Annotated in this window: 25 protein-coding genes and 1 riboswitch; of the genes, 16 read left to right on the forward strand and 9 right to left on the reverse strand. The window is 64.3% G+C overall.

What is annotated here, in order from left to right; genetic code table 11:
- Nucleotides 1-70: 70 nt before the first annotated feature.
- From AC5RWO_RS06275 to AC5RWO_RS06295, 5 genes are all read right to left on the reverse strand, one after another.
- Complete coding sequence (locus tag AC5RWO_RS06275; protein WP_498730227.1) at nucleotides 71-1,675, reverse strand: 4-hydroxyphenylacetate 3-hydroxylase family protein; 1,605 nt, start codon at nucleotides 1,673-1,675, stop codon at nucleotides 71-73.
- Nucleotides 1,676-1,703: 28 nt separating this feature from the next.
- Nucleotides 1,704-2,294, reverse strand: coding sequence for a flavin reductase family protein (locus AC5RWO_RS06280; RefSeq protein ID WP_498730229.1), 591 nt, complete (start codon nucleotides 2,292-2,294; stop codon nucleotides 1,704-1,706).
- Nucleotides 2,295-2,360: 66 nt separating this feature from the next.
- Nucleotides 2,361-3,206, reverse strand: a complete 846-nt coding sequence (gene catA / locus AC5RWO_RS06285; protein ID WP_498730231.1) for a catechol 1,2-dioxygenase — start codon at nucleotides 3,204-3,206, stop codon at nucleotides 2,361-2,363.
- A gap of 184 nt (nucleotides 3,207-3,390) precedes the next feature.
- Nucleotides 3,391-4,449, reverse strand: coding sequence for an AraC family transcriptional regulator (locus tag AC5RWO_RS06290; protein WP_498730232.1), 1,059 nt, complete (start codon nucleotides 4,447-4,449; stop codon nucleotides 3,391-3,393).
- Between the two features lie 87 nt (nucleotides 4,450-4,536).
- The gene (locus AC5RWO_RS06295; RefSeq protein WP_498730233.1) at nucleotides 4,537-4,728 is read right to left on the reverse strand and encodes a hypothetical protein; all 192 of its coding nucleotides are present in this window, start codon (nucleotides 4,726-4,728) and stop codon (nucleotides 4,537-4,539) included.
- 163 nt (nucleotides 4,729-4,891) lie between these two features.
- On the opposite strand from AC5RWO_RS06295, the gene AC5RWO_RS06300 reads away from it, so the two are divergent.
- Entirely contained in the window at nucleotides 4,892-6,289 is a 1,398-nt protein-coding gene (locus AC5RWO_RS06300) for a dihydrolipoyl dehydrogenase family protein (RefSeq protein ID WP_498730234.1), read from the forward strand.
- 48 nt (nucleotides 6,290-6,337) lie between these two features.
- On the opposite strand, the gene AC5RWO_RS06305 is transcribed toward AC5RWO_RS06300, so the two are convergent.
- Nucleotides 6,338-6,736 (reverse strand): hypothetical protein, encoded by a 399-nt coding sequence (locus AC5RWO_RS06305; protein WP_498730236.1) that lies wholly within the window; start codon nucleotides 6,734-6,736, stop codon nucleotides 6,338-6,340.
- 175 nt (nucleotides 6,737-6,911) lie between these two features.
- Between AC5RWO_RS06305 and AC5RWO_RS06310 the strand changes: the two genes are divergently transcribed.
- From AC5RWO_RS06310 to gluQRS, 4 genes are all read left to right on the forward strand, one after another.
- Nucleotides 6,912-7,256 (forward strand): hypothetical protein, encoded by a 345-nt coding sequence (locus tag AC5RWO_RS06310; protein ID WP_498730237.1) that lies wholly within the window; start codon nucleotides 6,912-6,914, stop codon nucleotides 7,254-7,256.
- A 70-nt stretch (nucleotides 7,257-7,326) separates the two neighbouring features.
- Nucleotides 7,327-7,422: riboswitch (TPP riboswitch) on the forward strand.
- Between the two features lie 52 nt (nucleotides 7,423-7,474).
- Nucleotides 7,475-8,239 (forward strand): 3-oxoacyl-ACP reductase, encoded by a 765-nt coding sequence (locus tag AC5RWO_RS06315; protein ID WP_498730238.1) that lies wholly within the window; start codon nucleotides 7,475-7,477, stop codon nucleotides 8,237-8,239.
- Nucleotides 8,239-9,579, forward strand: coding sequence for an LLM class flavin-dependent oxidoreductase (locus AC5RWO_RS06320; RefSeq protein ID WP_498730239.1), 1,341 nt, complete (start codon nucleotides 8,239-8,241; stop codon nucleotides 9,577-9,579). Before AC5RWO_RS06315 ends, AC5RWO_RS06320 begins: the two co-directional genes overlap by 1 nt.
- Before the next feature lie 9 nt (nucleotides 9,580-9,588).
- Complete coding sequence (gluQRS, locus tag AC5RWO_RS06325; protein WP_498730241.1) at nucleotides 9,589-10,497, forward strand: tRNA glutamyl-Q(34) synthetase GluQRS; 909 nt, start codon at nucleotides 9,589-9,591, stop codon at nucleotides 10,495-10,497.
- A 21-nt stretch (nucleotides 10,498-10,518) separates the two neighbouring features.
- Here the strand turns inward: gluQRS and AC5RWO_RS06330 are convergent, their stop codons facing one another.
- Nucleotides 10,519-11,217, reverse strand: a complete 699-nt coding sequence (locus AC5RWO_RS06330) for a FadR/GntR family transcriptional regulator (RefSeq protein ID WP_498730242.1) — start codon at nucleotides 11,215-11,217, stop codon at nucleotides 10,519-10,521.
- 124 nt (nucleotides 11,218-11,341) lie between these two features.
- Here AC5RWO_RS06330 and AC5RWO_RS06335 point away from each other — a divergent pair, with 124 nt between their 5' ends.
- The 4 genes from AC5RWO_RS06335 (at nucleotide 11,342) to AC5RWO_RS06350 (ending at nucleotide 16,546) form a co-directional block, all read left to right on the forward strand.
- Complete coding sequence (locus AC5RWO_RS06335) at nucleotides 11,342-12,700, forward strand: SLC13 family permease (RefSeq protein WP_498730243.1); 1,359 nt, start codon at nucleotides 11,342-11,344, stop codon at nucleotides 12,698-12,700.
- Between the two features lie 42 nt (nucleotides 12,701-12,742).
- The gene (locus tag AC5RWO_RS06340) at nucleotides 12,743-13,978 is read left to right on the forward strand and encodes a CaiB/BaiF CoA transferase family protein (protein WP_498730245.1); all 1,236 of its coding nucleotides are present in this window, start codon (nucleotides 12,743-12,745) and stop codon (nucleotides 13,976-13,978) included.
- A 1-nt stretch (nucleotide 13,979) separates the two neighbouring features.
- Nucleotides 13,980-15,485 carry a carboxyl transferase domain-containing protein gene (locus AC5RWO_RS06345; protein ID WP_498730247.1) on the forward strand — a complete coding sequence of 502 codons (1,506 nt, stop codon included), beginning with the start codon at nucleotides 13,980-13,982 and terminating at the stop codon, nucleotides 15,483-15,485.
- Nucleotides 15,486-15,565: 80 nt separating this feature from the next.
- Entirely contained in the window at nucleotides 15,566-16,546 is a 981-nt protein-coding gene (locus tag AC5RWO_RS06350) for an Lrp/AsnC family transcriptional regulator (protein ID WP_498730249.1), read from the forward strand.
- Nucleotides 16,547-16,586: 40 nt separating this feature from the next.
- Here AC5RWO_RS06350 and AC5RWO_RS06355 read toward each other — a convergent pair whose 3' ends face one another.
- Nucleotides 16,587-18,026: an amidase gene (locus AC5RWO_RS06355; RefSeq protein ID WP_498730250.1), complete on the reverse strand. Its 1,440-nt coding sequence runs from the start codon at nucleotides 18,024-18,026 to the stop codon at nucleotides 16,587-16,589.
- Between the two features lie 225 nt (nucleotides 18,027-18,251).
- Between AC5RWO_RS06355 and AC5RWO_RS06360 the strand changes: the two genes are divergently transcribed.
- Together AC5RWO_RS06360 and AC5RWO_RS06365 are read left to right on the forward strand one after the other, a co-directional pair.
- Nucleotides 18,252-19,889, forward strand: a complete 1,638-nt coding sequence (locus AC5RWO_RS06360) for an ABC-F family ATP-binding cassette domain-containing protein (protein WP_498730252.1) — start codon at nucleotides 18,252-18,254, stop codon at nucleotides 19,887-19,889.
- A gap of 380 nt (nucleotides 19,890-20,269) precedes the next feature.
- Nucleotides 20,270-21,679 carry a trimethylamine monooxygenase gene (locus AC5RWO_RS06365; RefSeq protein ID WP_498730254.1) on the forward strand — a complete coding sequence of 470 codons (1,410 nt, stop codon included), beginning with the start codon at nucleotides 20,270-20,272 and terminating at the stop codon, nucleotides 21,677-21,679.
- 146 nt (nucleotides 21,680-21,825) lie between these two features.
- Here AC5RWO_RS06365 and AC5RWO_RS06370 read toward each other — a convergent pair whose 3' ends face one another.
- Nucleotides 21,826-22,080: a hypothetical protein gene (locus AC5RWO_RS06370; protein WP_498730255.1), complete on the reverse strand. Its 255-nt coding sequence runs from the start codon at nucleotides 22,078-22,080 to the stop codon at nucleotides 21,826-21,828.
- A gap of 252 nt (nucleotides 22,081-22,332) precedes the next feature.
- Between AC5RWO_RS06370 and AC5RWO_RS06375 the strand changes: the two genes are divergently transcribed.
- From AC5RWO_RS06375 to AC5RWO_RS06395, 5 genes are all read left to right on the forward strand, one after another.
- Entirely contained in the window at nucleotides 22,333-23,046 is a 714-nt protein-coding gene (locus AC5RWO_RS06375; RefSeq protein ID WP_498730256.1) for a TetR/AcrR family transcriptional regulator C-terminal domain-containing protein, read from the forward strand.
- A 201-nt stretch (nucleotides 23,047-23,247) separates the two neighbouring features.
- Nucleotides 23,248-23,616 (forward strand): GNAT family N-acetyltransferase, encoded by a 369-nt coding sequence (locus AC5RWO_RS06380; protein WP_498730258.1) that lies wholly within the window; start codon nucleotides 23,248-23,250, stop codon nucleotides 23,614-23,616.
- Nucleotides 23,613-23,939 carry a hypothetical protein gene (locus AC5RWO_RS06385; RefSeq protein ID WP_498730259.1) on the forward strand — a complete coding sequence of 109 codons (327 nt, stop codon included), beginning with the start codon at nucleotides 23,613-23,615 and terminating at the stop codon, nucleotides 23,937-23,939. Before AC5RWO_RS06380 ends, AC5RWO_RS06385 begins: the two co-directional genes overlap by 4 nt.
- Nucleotides 23,940-24,159: 220 nt before the next feature.
- Nucleotides 24,160-24,558, forward strand: a complete 399-nt coding sequence (locus AC5RWO_RS06390; protein ID WP_498730261.1) for a hypothetical protein — start codon at nucleotides 24,160-24,162, stop codon at nucleotides 24,556-24,558.
- Between the two features lie 301 nt (nucleotides 24,559-24,859).
- Nucleotides 24,860-25,495, forward strand: a complete 636-nt coding sequence (locus tag AC5RWO_RS06395) for a hypothetical protein (RefSeq protein ID WP_498730262.1) — start codon at nucleotides 24,860-24,862, stop codon at nucleotides 25,493-25,495.
- The last annotated feature ends 25 nt before the right edge of the window (nucleotides 25,496-25,520 follow it).

Genomic DNA, 25,520 nt, shown 5'->3' on the forward strand with positions numbered 1-25,520 from the left:
CGGCGGCCGGTCACGGATGGTGGCCGGCCGCCGTCGTTGTTCGCACCGGCGGGGTGGGGCAGGACTGCGGCTAGTTCTTTTTGAGGAAGATGCTGACGTCGTCGTTGTTGATCAGGTCGGGTACTGTCCAGCCGTCCAGGTCGTACTCGGACATGCATTGGTCGGCGAAGCCGGTCATCATGTCGGTGTGGCCCTGGGCCTGGGCGGCGAAGAGGATTTCAGCCTTCACGTTTTCGTGGTTGCCGGAGTAGTTGCGTTCGTAGAGTTCGTGGCGGCCACCGAACTCGGTGCCGATCGCGTCCCAGAGCAGCTTCATCAGCTTCACCCGGTCCACGGCCTGGATGCCATCCGAACCTCGGACGTACTTGTCCAGGTAAGGGCGGATCTCCGGGGTCTTGAAGTCCAGGGCGGAGGAATTCAAGTAGATCAGGCCGGAAGCGACGTCCTGTTCGATGATTTCCTTGATCCGCGGGTAGCCGGTGGACATGAACATCCGGTACGCCAGACCGTAGTCGAGCTTGGGCAGCACGGTCCCGTCGGGGCCGGCATCCGGGTTCAGCGCCATCGCGTCGGCGAGGGCGTAGAACATGTTTCGCCAGCCGATGACCTCGCCGGCGCGGGCCTGGACACCGCGGAAGTCCTTCGTTCCGGCGATTTCCAGCGCCTTGAGCAGCAGGCCGGCGATGAAATCCAGCTTTACGGCCAGGCGGATCACGCCCTGGAATGTGAACCGGTTCAGGAACCCGGTCTGCGGGAAGAAGTTGTTGATCTTCTCAATGTCCCCGTACGCGAACACGTTCGCCCACGGGATGAGGACCTTGTCGAAGACGAACACCGAATCGTTCTCATCCAGTCGGGAGGAGAGCGGGTAATCGAACGGGGTGCCCATCACGGCCGCCTGGTGCGAGTAGGAGGCACGGGAGATCAGCTTTACCCCGGGTGCGTCCATGGGAACGGTGCAGATCAGCGCGAACTCCTTCTTCTTGATCGGCAGCCCGTAGTGCGCGATGAAGTTGTACTGGGTGATGGCCGAGCCGGTGGCAACGACCTTCGCTCCGGAGACAACGAGCCCGGCGTCGGTCTCCTTTTCGACCTTCATGAACACGTCGCCGACTTGGTCCGGGGGCAGGTGCCGGTCCACCGGCGGGTTGATGATGGCGTGGTTCCAATACAGGACCTTCTCCTGAGACTCGGCATACCAGCGCTTGGCGTTGTCCTGGAACGGCTCGTAGAAGTCTGGCATCCCGCCAAGGGTGCCCAGGAAAGCGCCCTTGTAATCCGGGGATCGGCCCATCCAGCCGTAGGACATCCGCGCCCAGGTTTCGATCGCGGTTCGCGAGGCCTTCAGGTCGTCGATGGAACGCGCGGCCTTGAAGAAGGGGTGCGTCAGGCCGCCGGAGCCGGTGTCGGTGGGGACCAGGAGCTTATCTGCTGTTTCCGGTTTGTGGAAGCCGTCGTAGAGGCGGGCGGCCATGCGCACGGAGTTGCGGAACGCCGGGTGGGTGGTGACGTCCTTGACCCGTTCGCCGTAGATCCAGACCTCGCGGTCGTCCCGGAGCGACTCGATGTATTCATCACCGGTCTGGGGTTTGAGCTGATCCGCCTGCGTGGTCCGGGCGCTCATGTCGGGTGCGTCGGCGCCGGCCGTGGTCGTGGTGTCGATAGTTTCAGTCATCGTCTTGTCCTTATCAGTTCAGTGGCCGTCAGGCCTGGATGAGGGGTTTGAAGGAGTCGGCGCCGGAGAACCAGCCGGCCTCCAGCGAGTCTCCGCAGTGGTGCCAGTGGCTGGAGCCGGACAGCGGGCCGATCTCGCGGAACTTGCCGCCAAAGAAGAGCAACGGCTCCCGGCCGGTGGTCTCGAGTTTGTGGACTTCGCCGATCACGATCACGTGGTCGCCGCCGTCGTACACCTGCCAGGGCCGGCATTCCAGGGTTGCCTTGTTCTCCAGCAGGACCGGGACGTCCCCGTCCACGGTCCAGGCCGGTTCTTCCGGTAGCGGCTTGCCGGCGAAATGCCAGGCGACGTCCAGCTGGTCCTGGGAGAGGATGTTGATCGCGAACGGCGCGCCCTCCAGGTACTGGGCCGCCTTGGAGCTGCGGGTCAGGGTGACCTGGGCCAGCGGCGGATCCAGCGACACCGCGGTAAACGCGTTCACCGTCGCACCGTGCGGGGTGCCGTCCGCGGAGCGGCAGGTCACCACGGTCACGCCGGTCGCGAACTGGCCGAACGTGTTCCGCAGCTCGCGCGGATCGATGGCCGTTGCGGCGGCGGCAACGGGGGTTGTTTCAGACATCTTGTCCTCCTGCTGTTGGGGCACGGCCGGCGGGGTGGGGTCGCCCGCCGGCCGCACAGCTTGCGGTTACGCCGGGTCCAGTACGAAGTTGTAGGTGACTTCGCGGCCGTTCCCATCCGCCCTGGGCGTGGGATCGAGGATGAGTTCGGGCTTGACGGCGGAGGCGATGTCGTCGCCCACATGTTCATCCCCTTTGAAGTAGAGCTGCGAGGTGATCAGCTGGTGCCCGGGCGCGGAGATCTTCAGGTGCAGGTGCGCCGGCCTCCAGGCATGCCAGCCGGCCGCCGCGATCAACTTGCCGCAGGAACCGTCCGTGGGAATCTGGTACGGGGCCGGCTGCATCGTATGGATCCGGTAGTCGCCGTTCTGATTCGCGATGACGGTCGCGCGCAGGTTCCATTCCGGCAGACCCGGGGCGAACTGGGAGTAAAAACCCAGATCGTCCGCGTGCCAGATCTCCAACGTGGCCCCGGGCAGCGGCTTTCCGGCCAGATCAGTGACGCGGCCTTCGAAGAGCAGCGGCGTGCCCTGCTCGCCGTCGCGCATCGGCAGGGTCGCTGGGGACTCAAGCTTTGGGGCGTCCGGAATGTAGTACGGTCCCTCGATGGAGCCCTTTGTGCCCCCACGCTTCTCGTTGACCACCTGCTCCACCGCGTGCTCCACCCATACGTCCAGGAATAAAGGCCATTCCCCGTCCTCGCCGACCTGGATCAGCCACGCCTTCAAAGCGTTGTACTCGTCGTAGGTGACCTTTTCTTCCAGGATTGTTTGGTTGATGGCTCCGATGACCCGCGAGGCCAGCAGATCCACCCGCTCCTGGCTGGTACCGGCCGCGAACTTCTTGTTCTCCCGGAAGCGGTCCGTCGCATTGGCGCCGGAAGCAGCCGCCGTTGCCTGTGTTTCCGTAGTCATTACTGTCCCTCCTGTGGTCTTCGGCGATATCGCCGTTACACAAGAGTGTTCTGGATCACCCCGGTTGGCGGGGGCTGTTCACGAGGATCCGGCCGAACAGTGACAAAACAGGTCCGGTGGGTGCTAATCCGGCACGACGCACCTCTGTCTTCGGCCGCGGACGGCTACGACGGCGGTGCGGAACCTAAAGTGCGACGCCGAGGAGGGCGTCTTTGCGCAGCTGGAGCGGAGTGAGGCCGAAACGGGCCTTGAATGCACGGGTGAAATAGCTTTGCGACGCGAAGCCGGCCTGCGCGGAGATCCGGCCCACCGGCGTCGTTCTTTGGGTTGGATCGGAGAGGATGGTCCGAGCCAGCTCCAGCCGCAGGCCCAGGACGTAAAGGCTGGGCGGTTCCCCGGCCTCGGCAAAGATCCGCGTCAGATGGCGTTCGCTGATGCCGACCGCCGCGGCAACTTCGGCGGCGCTGAGTTGCGGATCGCCCAGCCGGTCCTCGATGTAACTGCGGGCGGTGGCAAGGTAACCGGCACCGGTGCCGCTGCGCTCCCCTCTGATCATGAGGCTGAGCAGTTCCAGGGCAGAGTCCTCCGCGCGCTCCAGATTTGCGGGCTGGCCGTGCTGGGCCTGCCCGGCGGTCGTACCGCTGACCAACTTGGCCAAGGCGAGCATGTGCCTGTTCGCCGCCTCGCCCTGATTGAAGTTGAAGACCCGGGGCTTTAGCAGCGGTTTCCCGCCGGACAGTTCCAGATAGTCATCGCGCGGGATGGTGAGCACCAGTTCACGCAGACCCTTGCAAAAGCCCCGCAGAAACGGCCGGTCGGCATCGTAGATGACCGCTTGGCCGGGTTTGAGCGATTCCTGTCCGTCGCCATAGTAGAAAAATGCTTCGCCTTCCAATGCGAAGAAGACGGCAATGGCGTCCATGGGGTTCTGCCGGATGAACCGTTCGTTTCGTTCCACCACCTGCGCACTGCCCTTGACCTGGGCAAACTTCAGCGAGGGGAAATGCAGGTTCACCTCACTGGCCTGCAGCGGGGCATCGTCCATGGTGCGGATGTCCAGCGGAATCAGCGCCCTGGAGTTATGGTGCTCCCAAAGCTGGACCCGATTGGTCGCGGGGATGCCGTCGGTGTTGAACTTCAGAAGCTTCGCCGGCCTGGACCCGCGCAGCACGGGAACCGGTCCTACGGTTGTGCCGTGCTCATCGGCAGTCCGCCGTGCGGCATCGAGGTGGTGCTGGCTCATGGATCCAAAAGTGTAGCCTGGATCACATTGACGCGGTAGCCCGGGCACCGCGTTATGAAGGCGTCCGCCTGCTCCTCGCGCAAAGCGTCAGTACCCGTAACCGCCTTCCTTGGCATTGTCGGCCTCGGCTGAACCGTCAACATTTTCCGAATCCGGGCCGGCCGCCGCTTCCAGCGGCTCCTCCTGGCCGCTACCGGATTCGGCAGCCGGCTGGGGTTCGTGTGGATGCAGCTCCGAGTCCTCGGGCTGATCGCTGTTTTCGTTCGCTTCGCTGGTCATCGTGGGGCTCCTGGCCGTTGCTCCGTCCCGCGTGGTTGCCGGACGACGGATTCCCAGCGTAGGTAGATGCTAAGCAACCTGTCCATACCCCTCCTGGAAGGCGACCCGCGTAGGATCGACCCGAGGGCGGCACCGCCCGGCGGCACACTTCAGGAGGACCATCTTGGACATTGAAGAAGTCGACCTGCTGGTCATCGGCGGCGGCAAGGCGGGCAAATCCCTGGCCATGGACCGGGCCAAGGCCGGGCAAAAAGTAGCCATGGTTGAGCGCGGCATGATCGGCGGCACCTGCATTAATGTGGCCTGCATTCCTACGAAGACCCTGATCAACAGCGGCCGGGTGCTGGAGACCGTCCGGCGTGCTGCCGAGTTCGGTATTTCCGGCGTCGAAGATCCGCGGATGGATCTGGCTCTGCTGCGGCACCGCAAGGACGACGTCGTCGGCACCATGGTCAAGGGACAGCTCGGCAGTTTCACCGATTCCGGGATGGACTTCATCCTGGGTGAAGCGCAATTTACCGGGCCCAGAACCGTGCACGTGGACCTTAACGACGGCGGCACCCGCGTTTTGCGCGGCGCCGACGTCGTGATCAATCTCGGCACCGAGCCGGCGCTGCCTCCGATTGCCGGGCTGGCGGAGGCCCGGGTGGAGACTAGCAATACACTGCTCGAGCTTGAGTCGTTGCCGGAGAGCATTGTCATCCTCGGCGGCGGTTACATCGGCTGTGAATTCGCGGACCTGCTCAACACCATCGGCGTCAAAGTGACGATCGTCCAGCGCGGGAACCAGTTGCTGGGCCGCGAGGATGCAGACGTGTCCGCCGCGGTCAAGAAAGCCTTTATCGACGCCGGCATCACCGTCCGCCTCGGTGCCGCAGCCGAGAAAATACAGCGCGCTGCGGACGGCACGGTCACCATTACCCTTGACGACGGCGAAACGCTCAGCGCGGAGGACGTCCTGGTGGCGCTCGGTAGGAAACCCATGACCGACGGCGCCAATCTGGAAGCCACCGGCGTGATCCTGGACGACCGCGGCTTCATCGAGGTCGACGAACAGTTGCGGGCGGCCGACGGCGTCTGGGCTGCCGGCGATGCTGCCGGGACCCCGCAGTTCACGCACGCTTCCTACGACGACTACCGCATCCTCAAGGCCAATCTGGCCGCCCGGCATGGCGACGGCGAGGCCCGCACCACCGAGGGAAGGCTCATTCCCTACACGGTCTTCATCACGCCCGAACTGGGCCGGGTCGGCCTGACTGAGCAGCAGGCCCGCGACGCCGGCCACGATGTCCGCATCGCCAAGATGCCAGTTGCCGCCATTCCGCGCGCCCGTACACTCGGCCAGACCGAAGGCGTGTGGAAGGCCGTGCTGGACCGGAAGACCGGCAGGATCCTGGGCGTGGCGCTACTGGGCACCGAGGCCAGCGAAGCCATCGCCGTGGTCCAGATGGCCATGCTGGCGGGGCTGGACTTCACCGCGGTACGGGACGCCGTCATCACCCATCCGACCATTGCCGAAGGACTGAATCTGCTCTTCACCCCGGCTTATCTGGAGGATTGAGCCACCGGGGACGACAGCCACACAGGTCAGCCCGTTGAGATGGCGCGTTTAGCCTTGCCGACGCTCCCGGAAAAAATCGTCCTCCCGGCCGTGCCGCAGCGCCTGGTCCCATTCGGCGATCAATTCGCCGAGGTTCCCTTGCTCTTCGGCGGCAATAAACAGTGCCATATCCTGATCGGCTGTATCACTGCGGGTGACGGCCCAGATCTCCTCATACCGACCGGCACGCCCGGCTTCCCGCAGCACGGTCCGGAACCGGCGGCTGTACTCCCGTTCCTCCGGCCGGCCGAAACGCTCTGACTTCAGGTACACAAACACGAGCACCGCAACCACCGCTCCACCGAAGACTACGGTTCCAACCAGCGCGATCCCATCCGGCAGCAGGAGGGAGAGGACCCACCAGAGCAGGCCCAGGAAAACCATCAATGCCCCAAGGACGATGATCACCGCTCCAGATTAGCCTTCCAAACGGGGACCGCGGCGACCGGGAACGATGCCCGGCTGCCTAGCACCGTCGCATCCCTCAGATTGAGGCTGTCGGCGCTCCCGGGCCGCGCCTACGATGAGCCCTACACCCGGCTCGCACCATGAGCTCCCCGCAGCAGCAAAAGAAGGATCTGTCATGGAATGTATTACCTGGTTTGTGCCTATCCTGCCCGGGAAGCTTGAGGCGTGGAGGGCTTTCGTGGAGGAGATCAACGGTCCGCGGAAGGACGATTTCGCCCAGTCCCGGCAGCGCCTCGGGGCCAGCCGTGAAGTGATCGGCCTGGTCCAGAGTCCCGAAGGAGACTTTGCCGCTTTGTTCCACGAGGGCGAGAGCGTCTCCGCGGGGTTCAGTAAGCTGGCTGCCTCCGAAGACCCCTTCGACGTCTGGTTCAAGGACAAGATTCTGGAGCTCCATGGGGTCACCAAGGAGATGCTGGCTCAGGGACCGCCTTCTCAGGTGGTGATGGACTACCGGGCGTAACGGCGCGGAGCTTCATGGACGTCTGGAGGCGGCGTTGCTGCAGTAGCCGGCTCCGGCAGGTAGACTCGCAGGCAGTGACACGGGGTGCCCCCCTTGAGGGGCTGAGAGCAAACCCGTTGAACCTGATCTAGTTCGTACTAGCGAAGGGATGTCATGCAGCGGCTGCCGTGCGGTTCGTTGCACCCATCTTTTCGCCTTATTCAAGGTGGAGAACCTCAATGCAGCTCGCAGCACAGACCGTACTGGTAACCGGCGGCGGCCGTGGCCTCGGCGCGCGGATCGTCGCAGCCTTCGCGGAAGCCGGCGCCCGGGTGGTCATCAATTACCGCAACAGCGGTTCGGCCGCGGAGGAGCTGGCCGCCAAGTTCGGGCCGGAGCAGGCCGTGGCTCTGCAGTCGGACGTCACCGATGCCGGGCAGGTGGCGGAGCTGTTCAGCCGCGCCGAAGCCCATTTCGGTGGCGCTGTGACCACGGTGGTCAACAACGCGCTGGCGGATTTTTCGTTCAACGGGGCTGCCCGCTCCAGCGCCTCCGATATTTCCTGGTCCGAGTTCGAGGCCCAGTTCTCCGGCACCGTGCGTGGCGCGCTGAACACCGCGCAGCAGGCACTTCCCGGTATGCGCGGCCACCGATTTGGCCGGATCATCAACATCGGCACCAACCTCTTCCAAAATCCGGTAGTTCCCTATCACGACTACACCGCCGCCAAGGCGGCCCTGCTCTCGCTGACCCGGACGCTGGCGGCGGATCTGGGCCAGCACAACGTCACCGTCAACATGGTCTCCGGCGGATTGCTCCGCACCACCGACGCCAGCGCTGCCACACCGGATGAGGTCTTCGACCTGATCGCCGCCTCCACTCCGCTGCGCAGAGTAACGACGCCGGAAGAACTGGCCGACGCGGTACTGTTCTTCGCGTCGCCCTGGGCCCGCTCGGTGACCGGGCAGAACCTGATGGTCGACGGCGGACTGGTGATGAACTAGTGGCGGCGCGTCAACTGCACTTCAACGCGTTCCTGTTCGGCTGCGGCCACCACAACGCCGCCTGGCGCCGGCCGCAGTCGCCCATCGAGCAGCTCGGCGACATCGCCTTCTACGAGCGGCTGGCCCAAACCGCCGAGCGCGGCCTGTTCGACGCCGTCTTCTTCGCGGACGGACACTCGGCGGGCAACGTCGGCGCAGGGCCGCTCTGGCACCTGGAACCGCTAACCGCCCTGTCGGCCATGGCCCGAGCCACCAGCAGGATCGGCCTGGTCAGCACGGTTTCGGCCACCTTCTACACGCCGTTCCATGCCGCCCGCATGCTGGCCTCGCTGGACCACATCAGCGCCGGGCGCATCGGCTGGAATGTCGTCACGTCGATGTTCGACGCCGAAGCACGCAACCACGGTATGGCGGCCATGCCCGGGCATCAGGAACGCTATGAACGCGCCGCCGAATTCATCGACGTCGCCATGCGGTTGTGGGATTCCTGGTCCGACGACGCGCTCGTCCTCGACCGCCACGGCTGCTACGCGGATCCGGCCGAAGTCCAGCCGCTCCACCATTCCGGACGGCACTTTCTGGTGGACGGCCCGCTCACCGTCCCGCGCTCCCCGCAGGGTCGGCCGGTGCTGTTCCAGGCCGGTGCCTCGGAGCAGGGACGCGACCTCGCCGCCCGTTATGCCGAAGGCATCTACGCCGTCGCCTACGATCTGGTCAGCGCGCAGGCCTACTACGCGGATGTGAAGCGCCGTATCGCCGCAGCCGGACGGAACACGGACAAGGTTGCCGTCATGCCGGGCCTGGTGACCTACCTCGGGACAACGACGGCGGAGGCAAAGGCCAAGCAGGCCGAAACCGATGCGCTGCTGCCAACGGAACACTCCCTGGCCCAGCTGGGCACCTTCATCCAGCAGGACTGCAGCGGCTGGGAGCTGGACGCGCCCGTGCCAAGCCTCCCGCCGGCGTCGGAATTCACCGGCCCGCAGGGCCGCTACACCACCATCCTGCGGATCATCGACGCCGAAAAGCCCACGGTGCGCCAGCTGCTCGGAAGGCTGGCTGCCGGTGGCGGACACTGCACCATGACCGGCACACCCGAACAGGTGGCGGACCAGATCGAGCTTTGGTTCGCCTCCGGCGGCGCGGACGGATTCAACCTGATGCCGCCGCTGCTGCCGGATTCCCTGGAGGAGTTCGTGGACCGCGTCGTCCCGGTGCTGCAGCGCAGGGGGCTGTTCCGCACCTCCTATACCGGCAGCACGCTGCGCGAGCATCTGGGGCTGGAGCGTCGGGCTGCCGCGGCTGGAGTAAGGGCAGAAACCGCCTGCTCCGCTTTATAGACTGGACCAGTGCCTCCTATCGACGCCGGAGCCGGCCGCTTCGCCCCCAGCCCCTCGGGTGAACTGCATGTGGGAAACCTGCGCACCGCCATCCTCGCCTGGCTTTTCGCCCGCAGCACCGGCCGCGATTTCCTGCTGCGGATCGAGGATCTGGACCGCGCCCGTGCCGGAGCGGAGGCCAAGGTACTCGAGGATCTGGCCGCCGTCGGGCTGACGTGGGACGGCAACGTGCTCAGCCAGAGGGACCGCTTCCCCCTCTACCGCACGGCCATCACCGCCCTGGCCGACGCGGGCCTGGTCTACGAATGCTTCTGCACCCGCCGCGAGATCGCCGAAGCCCCCAGCGCTCCCCATGCCCCGCCCGGCGCCTACCCCGGAACCTGCCGGAACCTCAGCAATTCAGAACGCGAACGACGGCGGCAGGAGCGGCCCGCTGCACTCCGGCTGTGCGCCGGGGTCACTGAATACACTGTGACCGACCGGCTGCACGGCAAGTACACCGGCGTCGTCGACGATCTGGTGCTGCTGCGCAACGACGGCGTGCCGGCTTACAATCTCGCCGTCGTTGTTGATGACGCGGAGCAGGGTATCGACCAGGTGGTCCGCGGCGATGACCTGCTCAGTTCCACGCCCCGGCAGGCCTATCTGGCATCCTTGCTCGGCGTGGCGCCGGTCGAGTACGCGCATGTGCCGCTGGTGTTGAATACCCATCGCCGCCGGATCGCCAAACGCGACGGCGCCATTTCACTGCGCACCCTCGCGCTGGCCGGGATTGGTCCGGACACGGTGCGGGACATGGTCCTGCGCTCGGTAGGTCTCCCGGCCGGGCCGCTGGAGCAGTCGCTCGACGCGTTCTCACCCGGACAACTGACCACCGAGCCGTGGATCTTCGAACCCCCGGTACTCGACCTGCCCTGAAAAATCCACATCCCAGCTTGCTTACTTGAGCAGCGCTACATCCGAGACCAGTTCGATGTGGGACAACATCGCTGCAGCAGCCAGGTCCGGGTCCTGGGCTCGGATGGCATCGGCGATCCTGTGGTGGGATGCCAAAGACTGTTCAGGGCGACCAGGCTGTCCTAATGATTCAAGACGCGTTTCGAGAACCATTTCGGCGATGAAAGTCATCAGCTGCGCAAGCACCGGCGAGTGCGCGGCCTCCGTTACGGCTTGGTGGAAAAGCTCATCCCCGTGGGCGCCCCGGTCGCCCTTGCCGACTTCGTCTTCCATCACGCCCAAGGCTTTCTCAATGCCGGCCAGATCCTCGTCCGTCCGTCTCGTTGCAGCCAACGCGGCCAGCTTCACCTCCAGAGTGCTGCGCGCTTCAACGATCTCCGGCAGCCTGTTCTGATGCTCGCGCAAGTCCCGAAGCACGGTGGCAATGCTGGGCCGGTAGACCAGCACCGCGCCAGTGCCGTGCTGGACGCTGATAACGCCGAGTACCTCCAAAGCTACAAGTGCCTGCGCCAGCGTGGCTCGTGAAACTCCGAGCTGCTCCGCCAAGTCACGCTCAGCCGGAAGGTGATCACCCGGCCCCAGCTGCTCGGCCTCAACGTAACTCAGGATTTGCTTCATCAACTGCTCATAGAGCCTTGGCCGAGCCACCCGGCCCAAGAGTGAAACAGGCTTGTCAGGCATAGCGTTCCTCCCCACATCGGAATTGCCTCCACAGTACACCTATTGACAAGAGACTCAGTGTCTAGGAGGCTAGGCCAGTGAGCCAGTGACCTACTTCACCAATAAACCTTCTGGAGGAACGCCGATGTCCGCTCCTGTCTTATCAATCATCGTTCTGGCGGCGATGTTCCTGATCGCTACAGTCCTGCCCATCAACATGGGAGCACTCGCCTTTGTCGGCGCTTTTCTGCTCGGAGCCGTCTTCCTGGGAATGGACACCGATGCCATTTTGGCCAACTTCCCTGGCGGTCTTTTCCTGACGCTGGTAGGCGTCACCTACTTGTTCGCTATTGCACAGAACAACGGCACCATCGACTTGTTGATCAGTCGGGCAGTGAAGCTCGTCGACAACAGAATTGCCCTCATCCCGTGGGTCATGTTCGTTATCACCGCCGCGATCACCGCGGTCGGCGCACTGGGTCCGGCAGCAGTTGCCATCATGGCGCCGATCGCACTCGGCTTCGCCGCCAAATACAAGATCAACCCGCTCATGATGGGCATGCTGGTAGTCCACGGCGCACAGGCCGGAGGCTTCTCGCCCATTGCCGTCTACGGGGTCATCGTCAATGGCCTGATTACCGACGCCGGCTTCGCCTTTAGCCCCGCAGCCCTGTTCCTGACAAGCTTCGCCTTCAACTTGGCAATCGCTTTGGTGCTCTTCCTGGTACTCGGTGGCCGCAGCCTGTCCATGACAAGAGTGGGGCAGTTCGTCGAGCAGGTAGCTGAGGCACGGATGTCCTTGAGTGTCGGCAGCAGGGCCAGCGACGTCACGTTCAAGGGAGCCGGCAGCGGCACTTATGGGCCACGGGATCCAGCAGGAGACGGCTCTTCCAAGCCGTCCGGCGAGCGCCTGCCGCAGCTGCTGACCATCGCCGGCCTGATCGTACTCGCCGTCGTTGCCCTGGGCTTCAAAGTCGACGTCGGATTCGTCTCCATCACCATCGCCGTGGTCCTCGCGCTCGTGTCGCCGAAGGCCCAAAAAGGCGCTGTCAACAAGATCAGTTGGTCAACCGTACTGCTGATCTGCGGCATGCTGACCTTCGTCGGCGTGCTGCAAGAGGCCGGCACGATCGACTACGTGTCGGATGGCGTCGCCAACCTGGGTGTCCCGTTGCTGGCCGCATTGCTGATCTGCTACATCGGCGCCGTCGTCTCCGCTTTCGCCTCCTCCACTGCCATTCTGGCCGCACTGATCCCGCTGGCGATCCCGTTCCTTGATTCCGGCGAGATCAGCGCCGTCGGCGTTGTCTGCGCCCTGGCAGTCGCCTCCACGATTGTGGATGTCTCACCGTTCTCAACCAACGGAGCCCTGGTGCTGGCGAACGCACCGGAGGGCACCGACAAAGACCGCTTCTACAAGCAGATCCTGGGCTACGGCGGCATCGTCGTGGTGGCCGGGCCCGTCCTGGCCTGGCTGACCCTCGTGCTGCCCGGCTGGCTGTGACCGGCCGTTCCTCCAATTGCTGACCCACACCAAGGAGTCGATATGACCATTACAACCGACCACCACACCGAAACATCTTCGGACACAACCGAAGCGGCGGGGCCGTTGACTGGATTTACCGTCGTTGACCTCAGCCGTGCGCTGGCCGGCCCGCATGCCGGCATGATGATGGCCGATCTGGGCGCCCGTGTCATCAAAGTGGAGAACCCGGGCCACGGGGATGACACCCGCGGCTGGGGCCCGCCCTTCGTGGGCCCGGAGGATAATCCACAGGCCACGTACTTTCTGTCCTGTAACCGGAACAAGGAATCCATTGCACTGGATCTGAAGAGCGACGACGGCAAAGAGGTCCTCACAGGACTCATCCGGCGCGCGGACGTGCTGATCGAAAACTTCCGCCCAGGCGTACTCGACCGGCTGGGTTTCGACGCCGCCCGGCTGCACGAACTCAACCCCGGGCTGGTGATCCTCTCGATTACCGGGTTCGGGCACGACGGCCCCGAATCGCACCGCAGCGGCTACGACCAGATCCTGCAGGGCGAAGCTGGCCTGATGTCCCTGACCGGCTCCGGACCCAACGACCCGCAGCGCGTGGGCGTACCGATCGCGGATCTGCTCTCCGGTATGTATGGTGCCTATGGCGCGCTGGCCGCTCTGATGGAACGCGAACGTACCGGGCGCGGACAGGTGGTCCGCACTTCCTTGCTCGCGGCCATGGTTGGAGTCCACGCTTTCCAGGGCACCCGGGCCACAGTGGCCGGAGAAGTGCCCCAAGCACAGGGCAACCACCACCCCTCCATCGCACCCTACGGATTGTTCAGCTGCCGCGGCGGCAAGGTCCAGATCAGTGTCGGCAGCGAAAAACTGTGGGCCGCTTTCAGCAATGCCTTCGGTATCGACGGCTCGCGCCCGGAATTCGCCACGAACGCGGACCGGGTCAACAACAGGTCCCTCCTCATCCAGGAGGTGGAACGGGCTTTCGCCACCTATGGCGCGGAAACGTTGCTGAAGAAACTGGACGATGCCGGCATTCCGGCGGGCAAGGTGCGCAGCCTGGACGAGGTCTATGCCTGGGACCAGGTCAAGTCCCAGGGCCTGCTCGTCGACGTCGAGCACCAGGTCCTGGGCAAGGTGACGCTTCCGGGACCGCCGCTGCGGTTCTTCAGCCCGGCCAGCGCCGAGGAAACCACCCGCAGAACCCATCAGGCCCCACCGATGCTGGATGCAGACGGTAAAACCATCCGGGCTTGGCTCGCCGGCGCAGAAGAGGCAGATTGAGATGGACACTTTGCAGAAGGCACGCCATCTGAACGCCGTCGAACTCATCGACGCCGTTTTGGATCCGGGCTCCTTCAGTTCCTGGGACACACCGCCGGCACAGCCCGTTGCGGACAGGAAATACCGACAGGAACTGGATGCCGCCGCCCGCAAGAGTGGAAAGGACGAATCCATCCTGACCGGGGAGGGGCTGATCCGCGGACGGCGGGTCGCCGTGATCGTCTCGGAGTTCACCTTCCTGGCCGGGTCGATCGGGCAAGCCGCCGCGGAGCGGATTGCCGCCGCTGTGGAGCGGGCCACAGCTGAACGACTCCCGCTGCTCGCCGGCCCTGCCTCCGGAGGAACGCGCATGCAGGAAGGAACACTCGCTTTCCTAGCAATGGTCAAGATCACTGCGGCAGTGCACCGCCACCGGCAGGAAGGCTTGCCCTACCTGGTCTATCTCCGCCACCCCACCACTGGAGGGGTGATGGCGTCCTGGGGCTCACTGGGCCATGTGACTGTCGCCGAGCCGGGTGCGCTGCTCGGGTTCCTCGGCCCCCGGGTATTCGAGGCGCTGAACGGCGAACCGTTCCCGGCAGGCGTGCAGGTTTCCGAAAACCTCTTCCACAAGGGACTCATCGACGCGGTCGCTCCGCCGCAGGAACTGGCGGAGATTCTGGACCGGGCGCTGAACATCCTGCTGCCAGGAGCGGCCGATCCGGTTCCGGAACCGGAAACCGTGGAAACCAGGCCCGCCGGGGCAGACGCCTGGACATCGATCCAGATCTCCCGGAACTCCCGCCGCCCGGACCTGCGCTGGTTGTTGGCCGCAGGTGCTGACGATGCATTACCTCTCAATGGGACGGGACAGGGCGAGAACGACCCCGGACTGTTGCTCGCACTGGCGCGCTTTGGCGGACAGTCATGCGTCGTGCTCGGCCACGAACGACCGCGGGATCCGGACGCTCCGGCCATGGGACCGGGATCGCTGCGCGAGGCACGCCGGGGAATGAAGCTGGCCGAAGAGCTCGGCCTGCCCCTGCTGACCGTGATCGATACCGCAGGCGCCGCACTGTCCAAGGAAGCAGAGGAAGGCGGACTGGCAGGAGAAATCGCCCGCTCGCTGCAGGATCTGGTCGGGCTGCAATCCCCCAGCGTGTCCGTGCTGCTCGGCCAGGGTGCCGGCGGCGGCGCTCTCGCATTGTTGCCCGCGGACCGGATCATTGCCGCCCAGCATGCCTGGCTGTCACCGCTACCGCCCGAAGGAGCCAGCGCCATCCTGCACCGCACCACCGCGTTCGCGCCGTCGATCTCCATCCAGCAAGGCGTTAATGTCACTTCCCTGTACGGCAATGGCCTGGTGGACCATATCGTGGACGAACGTCCCGATGCTGCCGTCGAACCGAAGGAATTTTGCCGCCGAATGGCCCGCGCGATTGAATACGAGTTGTCTGCCGCCGCAAGCATTCCCGCGGCTGAGCGCGTGGAGCGTCGCTGGGATAAGTTCCGGCAGCTCGGGCGCTAGCAACTTGCCACAACGCCGATGCCCGTTTCCCCACATAGGATCGGGGCAGCATCCCCCAGCAGCAAGGAGATTCCGGTCTGATGCCGCGCGTACTAGATGAACTTGAGCAGCGCATTGCCGCCGCCCTTATGGTTGACGGCCGCGCGCCTTGGCGGAAGATCGCTGCCGTGTTGCGCGAACCGGAACGCTCCGTCGCGCGCCGCGGAACCGATCTGCTCGCTGCCGGTGAGGTCGCCGTCGTTGGGCTGCGGACCCGGCAGTCGGCGGCTTTGCTGCGGCTTGAATGCGTGCCCGGCACCAGCAGGGCTGCGGCAGAGGCTCTAGCACAGCGCCGTGACTCCACCTTCAGTTATCTCATGACTGGCGGTGCGGACTGTGTGGCCGAACTCTTGATGGATCCGCAGGAAGTCAGCAGCATTCTGGCCACCGAGGTCCCGTCCACCGTGGGCTTGCTACGGGCAGCAAGCTACCCTGTGCTGCGCTATTTTCGGTCCATCCGAGGGTGGAACTCCGGCCTGCTGACCGACGCCGAGGCCGCGGCGCTGCGATCCGACCTCACCGCAGACTTCACGGCCAACTTCGCCCTGGGACCGTTGCAGTCGGCGGCGGCCGGTCCGCTCTCTGCGCAGGATCTGCGGCTGCTGGACGCGCTGGTCGAAGACGGCCGCTCCAGCTTGGAGTCCCTGGCTCGCCGCACCGGCGTCTCGGAAACGACTGCACGGCGCCGCAGCGAGTGGCTGCTGCGCAACAACTTCGTCAGCATCCGTGCCATCGTGGAGCCCGCTTCCCTGGGATTGCCCCTCGAAGCATTTCTCTGGATCAAAGCTGCGCCCGGCAAAGTCGATGCGATCGGTCGCGCGCTGGGCAAGGAATCTGCAGTCCGGTATGCGGCCGCCGTCGCCGGTGACCGCCAACTGGTGGCGGATGTCACGGTGACCGATCAGGAGGCCTTGTACCGTTTCATTACGGATTCGGCCTGGGCCGCCGAGGCGGACAGAATCGAGACGACCATGCTCCTACAGGCCCGTAAACGAGGCGGCCGGCTCCTGCCCTCCCCCTGACTCGGGGAAGGTCGGGAGCCGGCCACAGCCTTGGCCGTGGTTATCCCGCTACCGGGGAAGCCACCGCGTGAGGCTGCTCCGGCCGCCGGTCCACGCAGCGTGTCCGGTCCTCAAATACCTTGGCATGGCGCAGCAGTGCCATGTCCTGGTAGTGGTTGGCGGCCAACTGGAACCCGACGGGGAGACCTCCATTCGTGAAGCCGGCTGGTACGGCCAGCACGGGCAGGCCGGTAGCCGATAGGACGCATGCCGAGCGCATCCAATCCAGATAGGTCCGTGACTTCACACCGGCAACTTCACCCGGGTAACGCAATTCCGCGTCAAACGGCAGAACCTGGGCCGCAGGGCTCAGGAAGTAGTCGTACCGCCCGAAGAAGTCTTGTACAGAGGCCTCAAGTCGCGTCCGCGCCGCTGTTGCTTCAATCAGGTCCTCAGCGCTGAGTGACCAGCCGAGCTCAACATTCCAGATCACTTCCGGCTTGATCAGATCCCGGTGTCTGCGAACCAGCGGTCCCAGTCCGGCAGCAAAGTCCGTCGCCCTGGTGGCTTGGAAAACCTGGTCCGCTTCGGAAAAGTCCGGTGCAGCCTCTTCCACGATCGCACCGGACTCTTCGAAAACCCGCAGTTGGCGCTGAAGCACCTCCAGTACTGCCGGTTCCACCGGGATGCCGATGCCGAAATCCGGGCTCCAGCCGATGCGGACACCGCGGAGGTCGCCGTCGAAAACACCCGCGAAGGCACTGCCGTCCAGCGGTGCCGGCGTCGGCAGTTTCGGCGACGGTCCGGCCACTGCGGACATAAACAGCGCGATATCCGAAATCTCCCTGGCCATGGGACCGGTCCGGCACAGCCAGGCCCAGGCATTGTTCGGCGCGGGCATCGGGATGACGCCGTACGAGGGCCGGAATCCCACTACATTGCAGAAGGAGGCCGGAATCCTCAGCGAACCGCCCATATCCGAGCCTTCACCCAGGGGCTGGATTCCCGCCGCAATCGCCGCAGCGACGCCTCCTGACGAACCGCCTGCACTTAATGAGGGAGCATAGGGGTTGGTGGTGGTGCCGAAGACCTCGTTAAAGGTGTGTGATCCGGCGCCGAACTCCGGGACGTTCGTCTTCCCCGTAGCCACCACACCCGCCGCTCGCAGCCGAGCCACGATCAGATCGTCCTCGGCGGGAACGTTTTCTTTGAAGACGAGTGAACCCTGTGTGGTGCGCATCCCCTTGGTCTGATGTGTGTCCTTGTGCGTCATCGGCAGCCCGTGCAGCGGTGGTAGCTCCGCCCTGCTGATGGTCAATCGGTCGGCTGCGTCGGCGGCGGCGATCGCAGTCTCAGGATCCAGGGTGACGACGGCGTTAATCGCCGGATTCACTTCGTCGATCCGCGCCAGATGGGCGGCCACGGCCTCACGGGCGGAAAAGTCACGGCGGCGGATACCCTCCACCAGCTTCGCCGCACTCAGATCCAATATCTCGGTCATGCTCTATCTGCTCCTATACGTAATGCTGATCGTTTCTTCCACAGTTTGGACCGGCGGGCCTACCAGCGGAAGCTCTGAACGTGAATCAGCCCACAGTGGAGGAAACGGCCAACTCTTTGGCTTTTTCTGGAACGACGGCGGCAGGTCACCTACGTGGCCTGCCGCCTTCTGCTTCGGGCAGGACCGGGGGCCGTGGGTCTGCGGTTCCGTCTCTAAGATGGACTAATGACTGCAACTCTCGTGGCGAAAGACCTTTCGGGCGGCCACGGCCACCGCACCCTGTTTGCCAATCTGAACCTGACCGTCGCCCCGGGAGACGTTGTCGGCGTCGTTGGTGCCAACGGAGCAGGAAAATCAACGCTGCTGCGCCTCCTGGCAGGGGTGGACGCGCCGATGGTCGGCACGGTTAGCGCCGCTCCCCCGGACGCGTTTATCGGCTGGCTGCCGCAGGAGCACGAGCGCATTCCCGGCGAGACCATCGCCGATTACATCAACCGCCGCACCGGCTCCGCCGCCGCAACCGCTGAAATGGAAGCCGCTGCCGAGGCCCTCGGATCGGGAACCAAGCAGGCCGAAGATGCCTACGCCGTCGCACTGGACCGCTGGATGGCCTCCGGCGCGGCAGATCTGGAGGACCGCATTCCGGCTGTGCTGGCCGAGCTTGACCTGGAAGCCGGGCCCGAGGCCCACATGACCGGCCTGTCCGGTGGGCAGGCCGCGCGCGTGGCCCTCGCCGCCCTTTTGCTGAGCCGCTTCGACGTCGTACTCCTCGACGAGCCCACCAACGATCTGGACCTTGCCGGACTGGCACGGCTGGAAAACTTTGTCCGCGGGCTGCGCGGCGGCGTCGTTCTTGTTTCGCATGACCGTGAATTCCTGGCCCGCTGCATCACCAAGGTAGTTGAGCTCGATCTCGCGCAGAACAAAGTAGCGGTGTACGACGGCGGCTACGACGCCTTCCTGGAGGAGCGGGCCGTGGCCAAGCGCCATGCGCGCGAGGCGTACGAGGAGTTTGCCGATAAGAAGGCGGACCTGGTCTCGCGGGCACGGACGCAGCGCGAGTGGAGTTCACAGGGCGTGCGCAACGCGATGAAGAAGAGCCCTGACAATGACAAGATCCGCCGCCGCGCCAGCATGGAATCCTCGGAGAAGCAGGCACAGAAGGTCCGGCAGATGGAATCGCGCATCGCGCGCCTTGACGAGGTCGAAGAGCCACGCAAGGAGTGGCAGCTGCAGTTCAGCATCGGCGCAGCTCCGCGTTCCAGCTCCGTGGTGGCCACCCTGAACCAGGCCACCGTGCGTCGCGACAGCTTTACCCTCGGCCCCGTTTCCCTGCAGGTCAACGCGGGTGAACGGATCGGCATTACCGGTCCCAACGGTGCAGGCAAGTCCACCTTGTTGAAGCTGCTGCTCGGCCATCTTGCCCCCGACGACGGCGCCGCGAGTCTGGGTTCCAGCGTTGCCGTCGGCGAGATCGACCAGGCCCGCGGCCAGCTGGCGGACACGAAGCCGCTGGGCGAAGCCTTCGAGTCGCTGGTGCCCCAGCTGAACCAGGCCGAAGTCCGCACCCTGCTGGCTAAGTTTGGCTTGAAGGCCGATCAAGTGAGCAGTCCGGTCGGCGCCCTCTCCCCCGGCGAACGCACGCGTGCCGCCCTCGCTTTGCTGCAGGCACGCGGGGTTAACCTGCTGGTGCTCGACGAACCCACGAACCATCTGGACCTGCCTGCCATCGAACAACTTGAGGAAGCACTCGAAAGTTACGACGGCGCTCTGCTGCTGGTTTCCCACGACCGCCGGTTGCTCGAAAACGTCCGGCTGGATACCCGTTGGGAAGTCGACAACGGCCGGGTCTTGGCCAAGTAATTTCCAGCAGGAAGAGCCAAGCTCAAGCAGCGCTTATCCTCGGCTCCTTTTGACTTAGGATTCCTGCAATGTTGTACTGGGGAGTAGGTTTGCTGTGGTTATTGGATCTTCAGTGAACCGCTCGGAATCGTTGGTTCAGGCCTGACCGCTTGGATCTCCGACCTGCAGTGCCCCGATCTCCCGTCACCGGGATTGATTGACCGTCTCCCGTCACCGGGATTGATGAACCGGGCCAAGCGCGTAGTGCGCTGTTACTGTTATTGCCGCCGCAACCTACGTTGCGCCGGGCATAAGCGTCTCTGCGCAGCCTGGCCGCCTGGTTCCGCGGCATTTCCGGGCGTCGCATCTGACGAAACAAGATCCAATGGATGAGGAGATGCATGAAATTGCGAGTCGGAATCATTGGTGCAGGCCCCAGCGGAATGGCACAGCTGCGGGCGTTCGAATCGGCGCGGCAGCTTGGCGCCGAAATACCGGAAATCGTCTGCTTTGAAAAGCAGTCCGACTGGGGCGGTCAGTGGAACAGCAGCTGGCGCACCGGCCTGGACGCCTCGGGCGAGCCCGTGCACAGCAGCATGTACCGCCACCTGTGGTCCAACGGTCCCAAGGAATGCCTTGAGTTCGCGGACTACACCTTCGACGAGCACTTCGGCCGCCCGATCTCTTCCTACCCGCCGCGAGAGGTCCTCTTCGACTACATCAAGGGCCGCGTGGAGAAGTCCGATGTGCGCAAGTACGTCCGCTTCAACACCACCGCCCGCTGGGTCTCCTACAACGAGCAGACGCAGGAATTCACGGTCACGGTCGAGGACCTGGCCGCCCAGAAGACCGAAACCCACGTCTTCGACAAGCTGGTCATTTCCGTGGGCCACTTCTCGGTCCCCCACGTGCCGCAGTTCGACGGCATCAACAGCTTCCCCGGCGAAGTCCTGCACGCCCATGACTTCCGCGGCGCCGAGCGTTTCGCGGGGAAGGATCTCCTGCTGATCGGCAGCAGCTACTCCGCCGAGGACATCGGCATGCAGTCGCACAAGATGGGCGCCAAGTCCGTCACGTTCAGCTACCGCAGCGGCCCCATGGGCTTCGACTGGCCGGAATCCGCCGTCGAGCGCCCTCTGGTCGCACGCTTCGAAGGCCGCACTGCGCACTTCAGCGACGGCACCACCGGCGAGTTTGACGCCGTCGTGCTTTGCACCGGCTACCAGCACAAGTATCCGTTCCTGCCGGCCGAACTGTCGCTGAGATCCAAGAACGTGCTCTACCCGGGCAACCTCTACAAGGGCGTGGTTTGGCAGGACAACACCAACCTGTTCTACCTCGGCGCCCAGGATCAGTACTACACGTTCAACATGTTCGACGCGCAGGCCTGGTTCGCCCGCGACGTGATGCTCGGCCGGATCGAGCTGCCCGCCGCCGCGGAACGCAACGCCGATATCCAGGCGTGGCTGGAGCGCCAGGACGCGCTGCCCGACCACGACGCCGAGGCCGACTACCAGACGGACTACCTGCGCGAACTGATCGCGCTGACGGACTACCCGGCATTCGATCTGGACACCGTCTCCGCCCTGTTCAAGCAGTGGATGAAGGACAAGGAAGACGACATCCTCGGCTACCGCGACAACATCCACCGCTCGGTTATCACCGGCACCATGGCTGCCCGTCACCATACCCGCTGGATCAACGCCATGGACGACAGCTTGCAGCGCTACCTCAACGGCCCGTCCCAGGACGTGGACACCGGCGCGCTGACAGCGCTCACTCAGGACGACGAGCAGCTCGCCGCCAAGTAGGGCGCGCTCCGGCCATAAACCGGTCAACTAAAGCACGACGGCGGGGCTCACCTTAGGGGCTTCGGCCCAGACGGTCGTTGCAACACTCAATGCGTTGGGAGTTGCAACGGCCGTGCCGCGCTTAACAGGCGATGAGAACCAAAGAGCTAGTTGAGTTCCAGCTCGGTGTGGCTCGGCTCCGCAGGCTTCGTCAGCTCAGCGGACTCGGCCAGCTCCACGGGCTCGATGAGCTCCACCGAGGTCAACTGCGCAGCCTCGTCAATCGCTTCGGGATCTGCTCCGGCCTTGGCTGCCTCGTCGATGGCTTCCTCCAGGGAAACCTGAGCCTGGTCCATTTCAACCTGAAGTGTTTCCAGCGCCGCAGAGGCGGCCCATACCTGCTTCAACTCATCGTCCATCATTTACTCATCCAATCAGTCGGTCCGGGCAGGCGTCGGCTAGGGATCCGTCCAGGCATGCCGGACGACCGCCGGCGGACGCCGCCTCCGCCCAGCTTACAATGTAAGCCCTTTCGGAGGGTAACCCTTTCAGCCGCACGCGAACTCTCCCGGTGCGCGCGGAACTCCCGCACGAAGACCCCTCGGTACATTCACCACGTGACGAAGCTGTTTCCCGCGGCGTAGGGTGGGGACAACGCATGGAGGGAGCGATCGATGTCCGAACCCGAAAGGCGCGATAGCGGGGGCAAGGGGAAAGCCACGGCAGAGAAACCTCGGCTGGACCGCCAGCGCATTCTCGAGGCCGGCGCTGAATTTATTGAACAGTTCGGTCCGCGCCACTTAACGATGCGTCGGCTCGGAACCGAACTGGGCGTCGAAGCGATGTCCCTTTACCGCTACATTCCGTCCCGGGAAAACCTGCTTGACGGCATCGTCGAGGTCGTCATCGACGAACTCTATAAGGACCCGGAGGTCTACCCCGAGCCGCGTCACGGCTGGCAGGATTACCTCCTGCGGTTGGCCCACGGGCTGCGCCGACTGGCTTTGGCGCACCCCCAAGTGTTCCCCCTGATAGCCACACGGCCAACGGAGGCGCCCTGGGTGCGCCCGCCCCTTCGCAGCCTCCGCTGGGTCGAATCCTTCCTCAAGGCGCTGACGTCAGCCGGTTTTTCCGATCAGGCCGCCGTTGATGCCTACCGCGCCTTCAGCAGTTTCCTGCTGGGCCACCTGCTCCTGGAAGTCGCTGCCATGGGTGCCGACGTGGGACCGGTGGATGAAGCCGAGCCCCGGCCGCCGAAGAGCACGGACCTGAACGACCATCCCCTCTTGCAGAGCCTGCAGGAACTGCTCTCGGAAGATCGTTCAGAACAGGAATTCGAGGAGGCCCTGGAGAGCCTGCTCGATCGGCTCGAGGCCCTCCAGAAATAGTCCCCGATGCAAGTCGTCCGGCCGACGCCGTTTTGCCGGAAATAACTAAGCATGCTTAGCTTACGTCGTAAGCCAATCCGATTGCAGTCTATGGGCGTCAGCCTTGAGGCTGCCACATCCGGACCGGGCGAAGCCAGTGCAGCACTACAAGCGGCACAGCTCGCCCCACCGTTGTCCGGAGTGAAAAGTGAGGAGAGAAGCATGCACGTGATTCACAATAACTTTGGAGCGTCCCAGTTCGATGCCTACATTGACGGAGCGGTAGCGGGATCGTTGCACTATCAGATGCAGGGTGATCAGCTGTGGCTCCTCCATACCGCCGTGGACGATACCCACCGTGGCCAGGGCCTGGGAACCGGCCTGATCCGGAAGGCCCTGGCCGATGCGCACCGCCGCCGGCTTGAGGTCCTGCCGTTCTGCCATGAAGTCCGCAAGCAAATTTTCGCCCATCCCGTCTACTTCAATTTGGTGCCCGAGGCTGACCGCGAGAGCTTCCGCAAGCCAGTGGAAGAACAGCTGCTTGTTCGGCCTTCGACGCAGCGCGAGATGGCAGAGGCAGGTGCCCGGTGAGCGGCAGATTGAAGGCCCTCGTCCAGATGGACCTGGAATGCTCGCATGCGCGCATCGAAATCAGAGGCTCGGTGGACGCCCGAAACGTCCAGGCACTTTACGTCGTGGCCAAACGAACCAACGCCATCATGCCCGGTCTGGACATTGTCCTCGACCTGAAGCGGGCAACCGTCCTGCCGGAAGTCATGGACCAGCTCTTGCAGTATGCCGAGGCGCGCCAATTGCCTACCAGAATTGACCCCGGCCAGTCGGAATGCCGGCTGAGTGTCAGCGCTTCGGCAGCTCCGGAACAAACGCCGTCGAGCCTGGCATTGGCCGCATAATCCGCATCTCGGCGTCCGCCACCCGGCCGCCACACTCTGCCTGCCAAAGTCGTACCCGCGGGCAAGACCCAAATTTTGGAATCTCGCAACCCCCAATTCTGGGCTGTCCCCGCCCCATAAGGCAGCTTATTGTTTGCCTTACCCTCGGCGGAGGTTCAGCCAAAGAAGGCTGGAGTCCAACTCGCAGTACTACCGGTATTCGCGAAAGAACGAAGTCATCATGAAAAAACCACGCACTTGGCAACTGCTTGTCCTAGTCGCCGGAACCCTTCTCGGCTTGCTCGCCGGTCTAGGTCTCTCGGCCCCGGCAACCGCTGCAGCACCGAGTTCGGTCTCTGCCGCTTCGAACGCCAGGTACGCGGCGGATCTGGACCTCAGGTACAACGGAAAGTTCGTAGTCAAGGGCGAGGGTTACAAGGCCAAGAAGGTCTACGTGAAGGTCGTCAGGATCAATAACAACGGTAAGAACTACGTAGTCGCGCATAAGCACTTGCCCACCCACAACGGCAACTTCGAGTGGTCCGGCAAGAAGCTGCCGTGCGGCAAGACATATCAGGCGCACTCCTACAGTTACAAGGACGACTGGAACTCGAGCAGGACGTTGCAGGTCAGGTGCTAGCCAGGCGCGGCTACTGGTCGCTACGACTAGCGGCAGGCCGGCGGTCCTGAACGCCAGCTTCCCGAGATAACTAAAAGCTAATTGAGGCCTCACCAAGGGGATGTCCGGACGCGGGCGTCCCCTTGGCTTGTCCGCGGGCCTTGGTCAGCCGCTCTTTGCCGCGCATTGTTAGACCGGCCGAAAGAATTTCAGGGCAGGCGTAACCTTTCGGCCCAGGCATTCGATTAGTTGGGTGTACGGGCACCGCCGCAGCATTTCTTTCCGCAGCGCCGGCGCCTTCTAGACGAGTATGAGGAGATTCATGACCAACCGCTTCCGCACCCTGAGCCTTCCCGCCAAGGGCGCCGCACTGGCCGCCATCATCGCCGTCGGCGGTGCGGGTGCAGCCGTTGCAGCTCCGGCCCTGACCGCTGCTGCCGACACAACTGCAGTCACCACTCCGGCTGTGCCCGCCACTCCCGCAGTTCCGACGGACGACGTCGAAGGTGCTGTTCCGGCTGTTCCGGCAACTCCCGCTGTGCCCGCCACCGGTGACGTCGAGGCAGAGGCCGAAGCCAATGTTGAAGCAGACGCTGACGCCGCTGTTGACGCCGACGCCGGCATCAACGATGAAGGCCGGGCGGACGCAAACTTCGACGCCGACATTGACGCCGATGTGGAGGCCGACGCAAAGGCGAACGTGAACGCGGAAGCCGACAACGGCGCCGTCGTTAGCCCCGCAACTCCTGCAACTCCCGCGGTTCCCGGCGTCGATGGCGTAGATGTTCCCGCCGTGCCCGCTGTTCCGGCCACGCCGGAGGTCCCGGCCACCAACGGCCAGGCGCAGGCTCACATCGATGCCCGCGGCGAGGCTTCCGCCGATGCGTCCGAAAAGGGCGTTGATGCAGGTGCTGAAGCCGGCATCGCTGTCTCCGGCCAGGCTGACACCGGAAAGTAGATTCCGGGCGTCAGGGGTGCGGCGG

It is taken from the genome of Arthrobacter sp. B055-34, assembly GCF_059090425.1.